Origin of the sequence: Faecalibacterium duncaniae, from assembly GCF_010509575.1 — a bacterium.
Lineage (GTDB): Bacteria > Bacillota > Clostridia > Oscillospirales > Ruminococcaceae > Faecalibacterium > Faecalibacterium duncaniae.
The window spans coordinates 159,770-172,586 of record NZ_CP048437.1 but is presented as its reverse complement, the minus strand read 5'-3'; the positions used below and the strand labels follow the sequence as shown (position 1 = coordinate 172,586).

Sequence of the window (12,817 nt, the reverse complement as noted above, 5' to 3'; positions counted from 1 at the left end):
GTGAAGCCCGAAAGGAGGCGGTGAGATGATAGACGACGAAAAAATCATAGAAATGTTTTTTGGACGTTCAGAACAAGGCATACGAGAGCTGGATATAAAATACGGAAAGGTCTGCCACAATCTTTCCTACCATATCGTAGGCAGCAGACAAGACGCGGAGGAATGTGTAAACGACGCTTATTTAGGCGCATGGAACGCCATTCCCCCGGCACGACCTAACCCGCTGCTATCTTATCTTGTTAAAATCGTTCGGAACATTTCACTCAAAATCTATTGGAGAAAGGAAGCAGCCAAACGGAGCAGCCATTACACGATTGCTTTGGAAGAAATTGAAGCCTGTATAGCAGCCCCGAATACAGTAGAAGCAGAAATCGAAGCCAAAGAGTTAGCCCGTATCATTGAAGCATTTTTAGACACGCTGACTACCGAAAATCGCGTTATTTTCATGCGCCGCTATTGGTTTTCCGACAGCTATAAGGACATAGCCGAGTTTATGGGGCTTTCAGAAAAAAACATTTCTGTCCGGCTGACCCGTATCCGCGAGAAGATGAAGCAATATTTGATTGAAAGAGAGGTATTCGTATGAATGCAAAGAAGTTTTCCGACGCTATGAGCGAGCTTGACACAAAATATGTCGATGAAGCTCTCAACTACAAGAAGAAAGCCAAAAAGCCCATTTGGGTAAAGTGGGGGGCTATTGCAGCTTGCTTGTGCTTGATGATACCATTGACCGCATTTGCCGTTGATATAATTCAATATAATGCAGCGGTTGATTATCTCAATTCTCTCGGCATTGCTGTTGAAGATTTGAGCGACTATTCTCATAAAGAAATAAAAGAAGCTGCAAAAACGATTGACGCAGGAGAAAGTAACCCGTTGACTGAAGAAATCCTTAGTCTAATACCAGAAAACAAAGAACCGCTCGATACACCGACGCAGGTAACATCTGAGCAAATTAAAGAACTAACACCGACCATGACAAGAGAAGATGTTCTTTCTCTTTTAGGTGACACACAAGATGTTGGCTCAGGCATTTATATATATCTTTACGAAGTAGACCAACAATACCTGCTGCGTATTCCTTTTGCAAGCGATGAAGCACAATTAGGTGTAACAGGAGAAGATTTGCTAAAGGCATTGGTTCCCATTTCTGGAGATATTGCTCCTATGGTCTATGTAAATGATACGCTTTATCAAATCGTTGACTCTCAACCCAACTTCGCAGATGAAAAAAGTTCTTTCAATTTGTTAGGAAAAATCGAAAACACAGTTAGTTCTTCGGAAGAACCAAAAGAAAATTTCCAAGCAAATGATGATATTGTAGGGGCTGCGGTTTATCAGTACGGCGATAACATTGTCGTTGAGTTTGAGGGAAAATACTGGTTATATGAACACTATCATAACACAGACTTTGACGGAAACCCAGACGGGTATGACCCACTCCCCAATAACCAAACTTCTGGTGAAGAAGTATCAGAACAAGACCCCGCAGCAAACTGAATAATCTTATCCTCATATTGCAAGGGCAGCCGAGAAAATCGACTGCCCTTTTCCATGCCTACGGGCAGAAAGGAGCGACACCCATGACGAAACCGAGAGAGAAAACCCGCGAGGAATTGCAAGCCGAGATTGAGGACGGAAAGAAGAAAATCCAGCAGTTTGAGAACCGGGAAAAAATGTTGCGTCAGAAGCTATCCAAGGAGGAACGCAGAACGCGCAGCCACCGCCTTATTGTCCGGGGCGCGGTCTTTGAGAGTATTGTGCCGGAAGCTAAGACCATGACCGACGAGGAAGCTGCCGCGCTTCTCCGGCTCGCCTTGACGAGTGAACCAGCGCGGGAATATCTGAAAAAACGAGGCGAGGGAGCGACAAGCCGAAAATCCCTTAGGAACTAAGGGCGCACTTATACACCCTTACGGGCGTGTGCGCTCTGCCGAGGGCTTGTCTCCGCACAGGGAGATTTCCCCGCGCTCCGATATGGCGGCTTTGCCGCAACAAGGGGCTGCACCCCTTGCGCCGCTTTGCGGCTATCCCTGCACACCCACAAAAACAGTACACCCGCCGTTGGCGTCTGTACCATTTTTGCGGGTTTTATTATCCTATCCGGGAGGTGATACCCATAGCCATTTACCATTGGAACGTCGGCATTGTGAGCCGAGGAAAAGGCAAATCAGCCGTTGCCGCAGCCGCCTACCGAAGCGGCGAAAAGCTGACAAACGAATGGGACGGAATGACCCATGACTACACCCGCAAAGGCGGCGTTGTCCATACAGAGATCATGCTGCCGCCCCACGCGCCACCCTCATTCTCTGACCGTTCAACCTTGTGGAACAGCGTGGAGCTTTACGAGAAAGCCGGGAACGCCCAGCTTGCGCGTGAGATTGACGCAGCGCTCCCCATAGAATTATCCAGAGAGGAACAGATCCGGCTTGTCCGGGAATACTGTTCCTCTCAATTTGTTTCCAGAGGAATGTGCGTTGATTATGCCATTCACGACACCGACAAAGGCAATCCCCATTGTCATATCATGCTGACCATGCGACCACTTGACGAGCGCGGCGCGTGGGCGGCGAAATCCAAAAAGGAATATGACCTTGGCGAAAACGGCGAGCGTATCCGCTTGCCAAGTGGCAGATACAAAACCCACAAGGTTGACCTTACAGGCTGGAACGACAAGGACAACACCCTCTTGTGGCGCAAGGCGTGGGCTGACTATACCAACGACTTTTTGGAGAGGAACGGAAGCCCGGAGCGTATCGACCACCGCAGCAACGCCGAGCGCGGCATAGACGAGATACCCACCGTCCACATGGGCGTGGCGGCTTGCCAGATGGAGAAGAAAGGTATCGCCACCGAGAAAGGCGAACTGAACCGCAGTATCCAAAAGACAAACCGCCTTATCCGGGAAATCCGGGCGCAGATTGGGACGCTCAAAGAGTGGCTTGCCGACCTGTTCAAAGCGCGGGAAACCGCCCCGGAACAGCCGCCGCAATCTTCCAACCTTGCAAATCTGTTGATGAAGTATTTGAGAGTTCAGAGAGAAAAGAGCCGGAAGTATTCGCAGCGTTGGCAACAACAGCACGCAACCGATGAATTGAAAACCATAGCGGCAGCGGTCAACTATCTCTCCGAGCATGGTATCTCTAATCTTGACGAGCTGGACGCTTCCCTTTCCTCTGTCAGCGATAAAGCCTATTCAATCCGGGAGGGAATGAAAACCGCCGAGCAGCGCATGAAAGAACTGCAAAAACTCATGGAGTACGGCAGAAATTATCAAACCTACAAGCCCATACAGGACGAGTATCGGCAAATCCGCTGGAAAGGAAAACAGGAGAAGTTTGCGGAAGCCCACCGCGCCGAGCTTACCCTATGGGACGCGGCAAACCGCTATCTCCATGCAAATCTGCCGAAAGGAACAAAGACCTTACCTATTGCGGAATGGGAACAGGAATATGCTGACCTCAAAACACAGAGGGACAGCGATTATACCAAACTGAAAGATACCCGCGCCGAGGTTGCCGAGCTTCAAAAAATCCGCAGGTGCGTGGATATTGCACTCCGCGCCGACCAGCCGGAACAGACACAGAACCGCACCAAGCGGCACGATATAGACCGCTGAAAGGAGTTGAACTTTTATGTATTACACCCAAGAACAAATAGACCGCGCCAACCAAGCCGACCTTGTTTCGTTTCTGCAAGGACAGGGCGAGCAGCTTATCCGCGCCGGGAACGAATACCGCTGGAAGCGGCACGACAGCCTGACCGTCCGGGGAAACAAATGGTATCGCCACAGCCAGAGCAAGGGCGGCGCACCCATTGATTTTGTCATGGAGTTTTTCGGCAAGAGCTTTACCGAAGCCGTTGAAATGCTGACAGGAGAAAAAGGCGCAGCCCCGCCGCCGGACAGACCAAGCCCCGCGCCCCTCTCTGACTTCCGACTGCCACCCCGCAGCACCGACAACCGCATAGCGAGGAACTACCTCACAGCCGCCCGCCGCATTGATGAAGATGTGACGGGCTTTTTCTTTGCCACCGGGGATATTTACGAGGAAGCCGCCCACCACAACGCCGTATTCGTAGGGCGGGACGAGGACGGAGTACCACGCTACGCCCACCAGCGCGGCACAGCCGGGAGCTTCCGGCTTGATGTGAAAGGCAGCGACAAAGCCTTTAACTTCTGCTACCGGGGCGAGGGCGAAAGATTGTTTGTTTTTGAAGCCCCCATTGACCTGTTATCTTTCCTCTGTCTGTTCAAAAAGGATTGGCAAAAGCAAAGCTATCTGGCGTTGGGCGGCGTGGGCGAAAAAGCCCTTTTGCGTTTCCTTTCTGACCGCCCCAACATCAAGACCGTGTACCTCTGCCTTGACAGCGACCAAGCCGGAAGCGACGCTTGCAGCCGCCTTGCGGAGTTTGTGCCGGAGGGCTTGACCGTTCACCGCCTTGTGCCGCTTTACAAGGACTGGAACGAGGTATTGCAGCACCGGGCAGAAATCGCGGACGGGAAGTATATCCGTGAAGCGATTTACGGCTTGAAAGAGCCACCGCAGGAAGAAACCGTTGAGATTATCCGCATGAGCGAGGTTGACACGCAGACCGTTGAATGGCTATGGGAGCCGTATATTCCCTTTGGGAAAGTAACCATTGTGCAAGGCAATCCCGGCGAGGGCAAGACCACCTTTGCCCTACGCCTTGCCGCCGCCTGCACCACCGGGGGAACGCTGCCGGGAATGAAGCCCTTGCCGCCATTCCAAGTGATTTACCAGACCGCCGAGGACGGGCTGGGCGATACCGTCAAGCCTCGCTTGATAGAAGCAGAAGCCGACCTTGACCGCGTGCTTGTGATTGATGAAGCCAAGCGGGAGCTTACCCTCTCCGATGAGCGCATAGAAAAGGCAATCACGCAGAACGGAGCGCGTCTGATTATCCTTGACCCCATACAGGCGTACATGGGCGAAAAGACCGACATGAACCGAGCAAACGAAGTGCGCCCCATGTTCCGCCGCCTTGCCGATGTTGCCGAGCGTACCGGGTGCGCCGTTATCCTTATCGGACATCTCAACAAAGCTGCCGGAGGGCAGAGCGCATACCGGGGCTTAGGTTCTATCGACTTCCGCGCCGCAGCAAGGAGCGTCCTGCTGATCGGGCGTGTGAAGCGAGAACCGAATGTGCGCGTTATCGTCCATGACAAATCTTCCCTTGCGCCGGAGGGCAAGCCCGTTGCCTTTTGCCTTGACCCGGAAACGGGCTTTTCGTGGATAGGCGAATACGACATCACCGCCGACGAGCTGCTGTCCGGCGCGGGCGGCAACACCGCCACAAAAACCGAACAGGCTGAAAAGCTGATACTTGACCTACTGGCAGACGGAAAAGAGCTTGCCAGCGAGGACATAGAGAAAGCCGCAGCCGACGCGGGGATTTCTGCCCGTACTGTCCGGGCGGCAAAGAAAAACCTTGACGGGCGCATTACCTCAAAGCGCATTGGCGCGGCATGGTATCACGCTCTTAAAAAGTGAAACGGCAAAATCCAAGTGGCAAAACCCAGATACCTTGCCACTTCGCCACTTCAACCTCAAAACCACCGCCCCATGTATGACCGCATGGGGCTTTTCTCATGGAAAGGAGAGCCTATGAACAACGACACCAGCAACCGCAGCACCCCCGCAACCGCTTCCCCTCTGACCGTAAAGGAAGCCGCGCCACCTGTAATGATAAAGAAAATCGGAAAGACCACCTACCGCGTCAAAATCCATTTCAGTGAAACGAGCAAAGAAACCATGAGCGACAAAATCAAGCGTCTGATTTTGAATGACAGCGAAAAAAGTTCTTAAACACCCTTGACAAAACGTATCAGAAGCGTCCTTACTTTCTGCTATGGAACGCGCCGGAAATGAGGACACCGACCCGGACGCAGAACGCCGGGGGCTTGGTACGCCTGCCACCCGCGCCGCTGTCATTGAAAAGTTAGTGAAAGGCGGCTTTGTGGAGCGCAAGGGCAAGCAGCTACTTCCCACCAAAGACGGCACAAGCCTTGTCTGCGTCCTGCCGGACAGCTTAACTTCTCCGCAGCTTACGGCTGCATGGGAAAACAATCTGACGCAGATTGCAAAGGGCAACGCCGACCCTGCCGCTTTCATGCAGGGAATTGAAGCAATGGCACAGGAGCTTGTAAAAACCTATGCTTCCGTGTTAGGCGAGAAACAGGAGCTTTTCAAGACAGAGAAAACAGAGCTTGGAAAATGCCCCCGCTGTAAATCCCCGGTCTATGAGGGGAAGAAAAACTACTACTGTTCCAACAAAGAGTGCAGCTTTACCATGTGGAAAAATGACCGCTTCTTTGAAGAACGAAAAACTGTCTTTACCCCGAAGATTGCCGCTGCACTCTTGAAATCCGGCAAGGCAAAAGTCAAAAAGCTGTATTCCGTAAAAACGGGCAAAACCTATGACGGAACGGTGCTTTTAGCTGATACGGGCGGTAAGTATGTGAATTACAAAGTAACCATTTCAAAGGACAAAGAACTGGAATAGCAAGCATAGGAAGCGGGTACCCACTTCCGTAAAATCCCTGCCACTCTGACCGAGCTTGGCGGGGATTTTGCTTGTTGGGAAGTTTCCCAAACCCTCTAAAAATCCTCAAAAATCTTTGGCAGAAATGCGGGCGCACCGTAGTAGGACTATGTAACCACAAACGCAGCGTCCGCGCTGCCATACGCGAAAGGAGGTTTTACACATGGCAAGTTTGCGCGACAGCGTAAAGGACTATCAAGAGGAACTTAGGGACGGTATCGCATGGGTGGCGTTCTGGAAAGAGGGGCGTTCATGGAACGCCGAGCTGTTTCATCTTGAAGTGGACGGTACTTTAGAACCGTTTGACAGGAGCCGGTTAGAGGAAATCAAAGCGGCTGACCCCGCCGCCGTTATTCTAAACGGCTACTACTGCGGGCATTTAGGCGAGGATATGAGCCTTGACGAACTGACCGCCGGAGTGCGCTATCACTATGAAAACAGCATGAATGACCTTGACGGTTTTATCGGGGCGCATGACGACAGGCTTCCCCCGGAGGTTATCGAGGAAGCAAGAGCCGCCGCCCATGCAGCGGGGATTCCCTTTTCCGAAAAGCCCTACCGGGACGGGGAAGATTTTGACCCTTATGTATTTGACGGAAGCATGAGTATTGAGGACTACGAACTTATGCACCGCATGATTGAAAAAGAAAGGAGCAAGCGAATGGACGAATTGAAAACAGGTTATTCTTCATACGACCGCGACAGACTGGACGCCGCCGACAAGATGAAGATTGAGCGCGGTATCTATTTTGACACGAAAGGCGCGGATATTTCCCCGCTGACCGCCTTATCTCTTGCGGAGCTTATGAAGCTGCGGGAAGAAAGCGCGGCTGCGGAACAGACCGTTTTTGAAAATCTGAAAGTACAGGCTGCCGCCTGGGAGGAACAGGCGGGAAAGACCCTGTTATATGACAAGGCGATTGAGTATGCAAGAGTACCCGAAGTGAAGCATACGGCGAACAAGTGGCAGGACGAGGACAACGACCGCCACATTATCAGCAACCGGGTATATAAAATGAGCTATCATGTGTACGAAAATACCCGCTATGACAAGGCAGCACAGAAATCTATTCCATATTCCTATACGTTATCTTGGAACGTCTACACCAACAGCCCCCACGGGTACGGACAGGCGAAAATCGCCGGACAGGACAGAAAGGTATTTGCTGACCGGGCAGCTATGGAAAAATATCTGAATGGGCGTATCAAGGCGTATGAAGAACTTTTTACGGAAATCTCCCCGGCTATCCCGCCGGAATACGCGGAACAGTTTAGGGTAAACGGGCAGCTCTTACCGGGCTACACCGTAGAGGGCGAGGAAATCAAGCAGCCCGCCGCCGACAGTCCCGCCGCTGCACCGAGAACCGAACCGGGACAGGAAACGGAACAGTTTGCAATCCTGATTGACAGCCGCACCCGTTTTGAAACGGGAGAACCGGGTGGCTACTGGCTTTCCATGCCCGCCACCAAAGAGCAGCTTCACGAAGCCATGCAAAGCGTCGGCATTACCGCAGACAACCCGCAGGAATTTTTCATTCACGGCTACTCTGACCGGGAGGACAGACACATTGCCCTGCCGTATGACATGGTATGCGCGGCACAGGTGGACGAGCTGAATTTCCTTGCGGCACGACTGGAAAACCTTGACGCTTCCGGGATTGCCGCGCTGAACGCCGCCACACAGCGAAAGAACGGTTTTGAGAATATCGGGCAGCTCATTGACTTTACCTATAACGAGGACTTTTTCGTGCATATCCCCGAAGTACATAATCCCCGCGAATTGGGCGATTATTACCTTAACAAATCCGGCATGGTGCAAATGCCCGCTGAATGGAAAAACAGCATTGACCTTATCGCCTTTGGACGAAACGCCGCCGCGCAGGAAAAAGGCAGCTTTACGGAATACGGCTACCTTGTGGAAAGCGGCGACGAATGGGAGAAACACTTTGAGGGACGGGACGTGCCGGAGGAATACCGCATTATGAGCTACCCGCAGCCGACCATCGAACTGGACGCAGCCCCGGCAGTACAGACGGCGACCATTCCCGAAGCACAGCAGCAGGAGCCGCGCCCGGTTATCCCTATCGTGCTGACGAGCGAGAAGCCAGCCGAAAAGCTCAAAGAGATAACCGACCGCTTGGAGCAAGGCATTACGGAGCTGTTCGACAGCGAGCGTTACAAGGAATATCTGCGCGTCATGTCAAAGTTTCATAATTACAGCTTTAACAATACGCTGCTGATCGCCATGCAAAAGCCCGACGCTTCCCTTATCGCCGGATTTTCCGCATGGAAAAATAACTTTGGACGAAACGTGATGAAAGGACAAAAGGGTATCAAAATCCTTGCCCCGTCGCCGTTCAAGATTAAAAAAGAAATGGAGAAAATCGACCCGCAAACACAGAAAGTCATTATCGGTAAGGACGGAAAGCCCGTAACCGAAGAAAAGGAAATCACAATCCCCGCCTTTAAGGTGGTATCTGTCTTTGATGTATCGCAGACCGAGGGAAAGGAAATCCCCGACATTGCCGTAAATATGCTGACCGGAGATGTGGAGCATTACAAGGAGGTTTTCGCTGCCCTTGAAAAGACTTCTCCTGTTCCTGTTGGCTTTGAAAAAATCGAGGGCGGCGCACATGGTTACTACCACTTGGAGGACAAGCGTATTGCCCTTGATGAGGGCATGAGCGAGCTGCAAACCTTAAAGACACTTATCCATGAAATCGCCCATGCAAAGCTGCACGACATTGACCTTAACGCACCATTGGAGGACTTGGAGAACAGACCCGACCGCCGCACCCGTGAGGTACAGGCAGAAAGTATCGCCTATACCGTGTGCCAGCATTACGGGCTTGATACTTCCGATTATTCCTTTGGGTATGTTGCCGGGTGGAGTGCCGGACGGGAGCTTGCCGAACTGAAAAGCTCTCTTGAAACAATCCGCAGCGCAGCCGCCGAGATTATCAATTCCATTGACGGACATATCGCAGAACTGCAAAAGGAACAGGCACAGGACGCACCGAGGGAAAAAGCCGCCATGCCGGAGTACATTTACAAGATTGAAGCCAACCCCCGCACAACGGGCGACAACGACCGCTTTTTCCTGCAAGCCTATCTCCCGCAGGAAAACGGCAGGGCAAAAATCGGGGACGTGCTGTATATCGGCAGCCTTGCAAAATGCCGGGAACTCATGGGCGGGCTGAACGCCGGAGAGCTGACGCAGGGAGAAGTAAAGGAGCTATATGCAAAGGCGCAGGAAGCCGAAGCCGACAAAGACACCTTTTCCATTTATCAGCTAAAGCAAGGGGACGAAACGCGGGACTTCCGCTTTGAGCCTTACGACCGCCTGCAGGCGGCGGGAAATGTGGTTGATAAGACAAACTATGAGCTTGTCTATTCCGCAGAGCTTACGCCGGGTACTTCCCTTGAAGATATTTACACCCGTTTCAATATCGACCACCCGAAAGATTTTAAGGGACACAGCCTTTCCGTTTCCGACGTGGTAGTGCTTCATCAGAACGGACAGGACGCGGCGCATTATGTAGATAGTTTCGGCTACAAGGAAGTGCCGGAGTTTTTGCAGGAGCAGACACAACAGCCGGAAAAGATAAACCCGCTAAAGCACGTCGAGGACACAATCGAGCAGAACGACAACAACTTTGACGGTATCATCAACAACACCCCTACGGTTGACGAACTGGAAGCAAAGGTAAAAGCCGGGGAACAGATTTCCCTTGTTGACCTTGCAGAAGCGATTAAGGCAGACAAAGAACGCGGCAAAGAAAAGCCCTCTATCCGGGCGCAGCTTAAAGCTGACAAAGAACGGACGGGGAAAAAGAAGAACGCAAAGCAGAAGTCGCAGGACTTGGAAAGGAGCTGACACATGAGCAAATTAAATAAATTTGAAGATGTAGACGTGTTCGCTTCCCTCGATGCGATTATGAAGCAGAATACAGGCTTTTACCAAAGCGATTTTGATATTGACAGGGAGATTATCGCAAAAACGGCGGCAAGCGCAAGTAAAGAGGATAAGACCCTCTTATGGTTTTGCCGCCCGTCCGGGACGCATTGCTTCCGGGAGCGTGACGTTTTCCTAAAGGACACCGCGCCCCATAATACCTGGCGTTTTTACATGGAGCAGACAAGCGACCGTATTCTTGCCTATGCAATCGAGCTGACAGGCAAGGAGCATGGAAAAATCAAGGGCAATCTGTATGAACTTGACTATTCCCGCCATTATGAGCGCGTCAAAGAAAAAGGGCTGCCCGCCGATACGGTAAAGCTGATTTATGAGCGCGGGGAGCAGATGATACCCGCCGGACAGTATTTCAACGGAAGCCCAGACCCGCAGTTTGGGAAGTTTGAACGCTTTGAAGCCATACCCAACGACCCGGACGCTCTTAAATGGCTCTTACGGGAGGAACACCGCAACAGGGAGCAGCTTCCACCGGGAGATTTTAAGGCCCATATCGCCGCATTGCATGACGGACTGATTGAAACGGAAGCACGGCGCATTGTGCGGGAAATGAAGCGGCATGACACGCCGAACAGCCCGAACAAGACCCATTTCATGGTGGAGCTTTCCCCAGCGTTCATGCAGCTTGCGAACACAAAGGACATTGACCGCCTTTTCTCCATGCTGCCTTACAAGACCCTTTCCTTTTCCAAAATCGAGGGCAGACATGGAACGTATGCGCTGATTGACAAGGGAGAGAACCGGGACAAAGAGATTAAAAAGCCCCGCCCCTCTGTCCGGGCGCAGCTTGCCGCAGACAAGAAAACAGCCGCCCCGAAAAAGTCAGCGGCAAAAAGAAAAAATCACGATTTGGAGGTATGAGCATGAATAGATTTACTGTTGAGGAAACAAACCTTTTGAGCATTTACCATGAGGGAAGCAAGGCGCAGCTTATTGAGAACATGACCGCTGCGCTGCCTTACATGGACGCGGGATTACGGGAGCTTGCAGAGCGCACCATTTCCAAAGTGAACGCGCTGACCGACGCCGAGTACAAAGAGCTTTCCGTTTATCCTGCTGATGAAGTATGACCGGGATTAAGCGGCTGACGCCGCGACAAAGCCGCAAGGTAAACACCCTTGTGAAAAAGGAGTGCTGCAACTGCGAGAATGGCAACTGTATTTTACTGGACGACGGGGACACTTGCGTATGCCCGCAGCTCATTTCCTATTCCCTGCTCTGTAAGTGGTTTCGGATTGCCGTACTTCCTCTTGATAAGCTGCTCTATGCGGAACTCTATCAGACCGAGGACAGAAAGAAATGTACCGTGTGCGGCGCGTTCTTTGCGTCCACCTCTAACAGCGTCAAATACTGCCCGGACTGTCGGAAGCGGATTACCCGCAGACAGGCAGCCGAGCGCATGAGAAAACGGCGCGCTCTTGTTACGCGGTAAGGGCGAAAAAAGCCTTGTTTTACAGGCTTCTGACAACCGTTTCCTCATAGGGCAAGGGCTTTATACCTTTTCCCTTAAAAACGGCGTTCTACTGCGTAACATTTCAGAACTGCACCCATAAGAAAACCGGGGCGCGGATAGTCTTTACTGACTGTCTGCGTCCCGGTTTTTCCTTTGCTATTTTTCCATGTTGATTTGAGGGGTTGCGCCCTTATCTGTGGTAAGTAAACGGTATATCGTAAGGGGGATATACCATGCAGCCACGACGAGCCGCCATATCAAAATGACCCCACCGATAATGCCGCCCAAAATGAAGTTGAGGGCAATGATACCCACCGTTCCGGCTATGTCATACCCATGCGGTACAAGCCATACGAACATACGGCGAATACCAAAGGGAATACCGCAGCACAGCCACACATAAAAGTAATTGGTCTGCCCGTCCTCTGTAAAGACGTTCTTAAACATGAAGAATAAAAACAATGCGATAACGGCGGGCAAAACGGTTCTCTTAAAAAAGTCTTTCCAAATTTCCCCGCGTGTCATGGTATCACTCCTTTTCTATTGGGAATTGTGGGATAGCTTCTAACAGTTTCAGTATGAGCGTTTGCCGTAAATCGTCGTCGATTTCCTCTTTTACGCTTCCGTCCGGCTGACGCTTTTTTACCATTGCAAGGCGGTTGATTTCGTCACCGTAACAAGCAAGCACTTTTTCCAACGCCCATTTTTCGCCCGCAACGGCGGCGCGTATCGTTTCATAGTCCGGCATTTCCTGTTCCATTCTCTGACACTTCCTTTGCTGAAAATGTATCACTTTGGTATGTAACTACTGTTTTTGATAGGAACTA

At 51.4% G+C, this 12,817-nt stretch carries 12 protein-coding genes and 1 pseudogene; 11 read left to right on the top strand and 2 right to left on the bottom strand.

Going from position 1 to position 12,817, the window contains the following annotated elements; translation table 11 throughout:
• Positions 1–25: 25 nt before the first annotated feature.
• The 11 genes and pseudogenes from GXM22_RS00785 (at position 26) to GXM22_RS00735 (ending at position 11,969) form a co-directional block, all read left to right on the top strand.
• Positions 26–586 (top strand): RNA polymerase sigma factor, encoded by a 561-nt coding sequence (locus tag GXM22_RS00785; RefSeq protein WP_005922902.1) that lies wholly within the window; start codon positions 26–28, stop codon positions 584–586.
• Positions 583–1,500 carry a hypothetical protein gene (locus GXM22_RS00780; RefSeq protein WP_005928587.1) on the top strand — a complete coding sequence of 306 codons (918 nt, stop codon included), beginning with the start codon at positions 583–585 and terminating at the stop codon, positions 1,498–1,500. The genes GXM22_RS00785 and GXM22_RS00780 overlap by 4 nt, the downstream gene beginning before the upstream one ends.
• An 83-nt stretch (positions 1,501–1,583) precedes the next feature.
• A complete protein-coding gene (locus GXM22_RS00775; protein ID WP_005928591.1) occupies positions 1,584–1,895 on the top strand; it encodes a DUF3847 domain-containing protein in 312 nt (103 codons plus the stop codon).
• Positions 1,896–2,110: 215 nt separating this feature from the next.
• Positions 2,111–3,619 (top strand): MobQ family relaxase, encoded by a 1,509-nt coding sequence (gene mobQ / locus GXM22_RS00770; RefSeq protein ID WP_005928594.1) that lies wholly within the window; start codon positions 2,111–2,113, stop codon positions 3,617–3,619.
• 16 nt (positions 3,620–3,635) lie between these two features.
• A complete protein-coding gene (locus GXM22_RS00765) occupies positions 3,636–5,513 on the top strand; it encodes an AAA family ATPase (RefSeq protein WP_005928597.1) in 1,878 nt (625 codons plus the stop codon).
• Positions 5,514–5,627: 114 nt separating this feature from the next.
• Entirely contained in the window at positions 5,628–5,828 is a 201-nt protein-coding gene (locus GXM22_RS00760) for a transposon-encoded TnpW family protein (RefSeq protein ID WP_022473970.1), read from the top strand.
• Positions 5,829–5,847: 19 nt separating this feature from the next.
• Positions 5,848–6,525: pseudogene (locus GXM22_RS00755) on the top strand (DNA topoisomerase); the annotation flags it as partial.
• 202 nt (positions 6,526–6,727) lie between these two features.
• Positions 6,728–10,441 carry a YodL domain-containing protein gene (locus GXM22_RS00750; protein WP_005928606.1) on the top strand — a complete coding sequence of 1,238 codons (3,714 nt, stop codon included), beginning with the start codon at positions 6,728–6,730 and terminating at the stop codon, positions 10,439–10,441.
• 3 nt (positions 10,442–10,444) lie between these two features.
• Positions 10,445–11,398 (top strand): hypothetical protein, encoded by a 954-nt coding sequence (locus tag GXM22_RS00745; RefSeq protein ID WP_005928610.1) that lies wholly within the window; start codon positions 10,445–10,447, stop codon positions 11,396–11,398.
• Between the two features lie 2 nt (positions 11,399–11,400).
• Positions 11,401–11,607: a transposon-transfer assisting family protein gene (locus GXM22_RS00740; protein WP_015542400.1), complete on the top strand. Its 207-nt coding sequence runs from the start codon at positions 11,401–11,403 to the stop codon at positions 11,605–11,607.
• Positions 11,604–11,969 (top strand): cysteine-rich VLP domain-containing protein, encoded by a 366-nt coding sequence (locus tag GXM22_RS00735; RefSeq protein WP_005928617.1) that lies wholly within the window; start codon positions 11,604–11,606, stop codon positions 11,967–11,969. Before GXM22_RS00740 ends, GXM22_RS00735 begins: the two co-directional genes overlap by 4 nt.
• Before the next feature lie 177 nt (positions 11,970–12,146).
• On the opposite strand, the gene GXM22_RS00730 is transcribed toward GXM22_RS00735, so the two are convergent.
• Together GXM22_RS00730 and GXM22_RS00725 are read right to left on the bottom strand one after the other, a co-directional pair.
• Positions 12,147–12,515 carry a DUF6050 family protein gene (locus GXM22_RS00730; RefSeq protein WP_005928622.1) on the bottom strand — a complete coding sequence of 123 codons (369 nt, stop codon included), beginning with the start codon at positions 12,513–12,515 and terminating at the stop codon, positions 12,147–12,149.
• Between the two features lie 4 nt (positions 12,516–12,519).
• The gene (locus tag GXM22_RS00725) at positions 12,520–12,750 is read right to left on the bottom strand and encodes a helix-turn-helix domain-containing protein (protein ID WP_005928624.1); all 231 of its coding nucleotides are present in this window, start codon (positions 12,748–12,750) and stop codon (positions 12,520–12,522) included.
• Between the last annotated feature and the right edge of the window lie 67 nt (positions 12,751–12,817).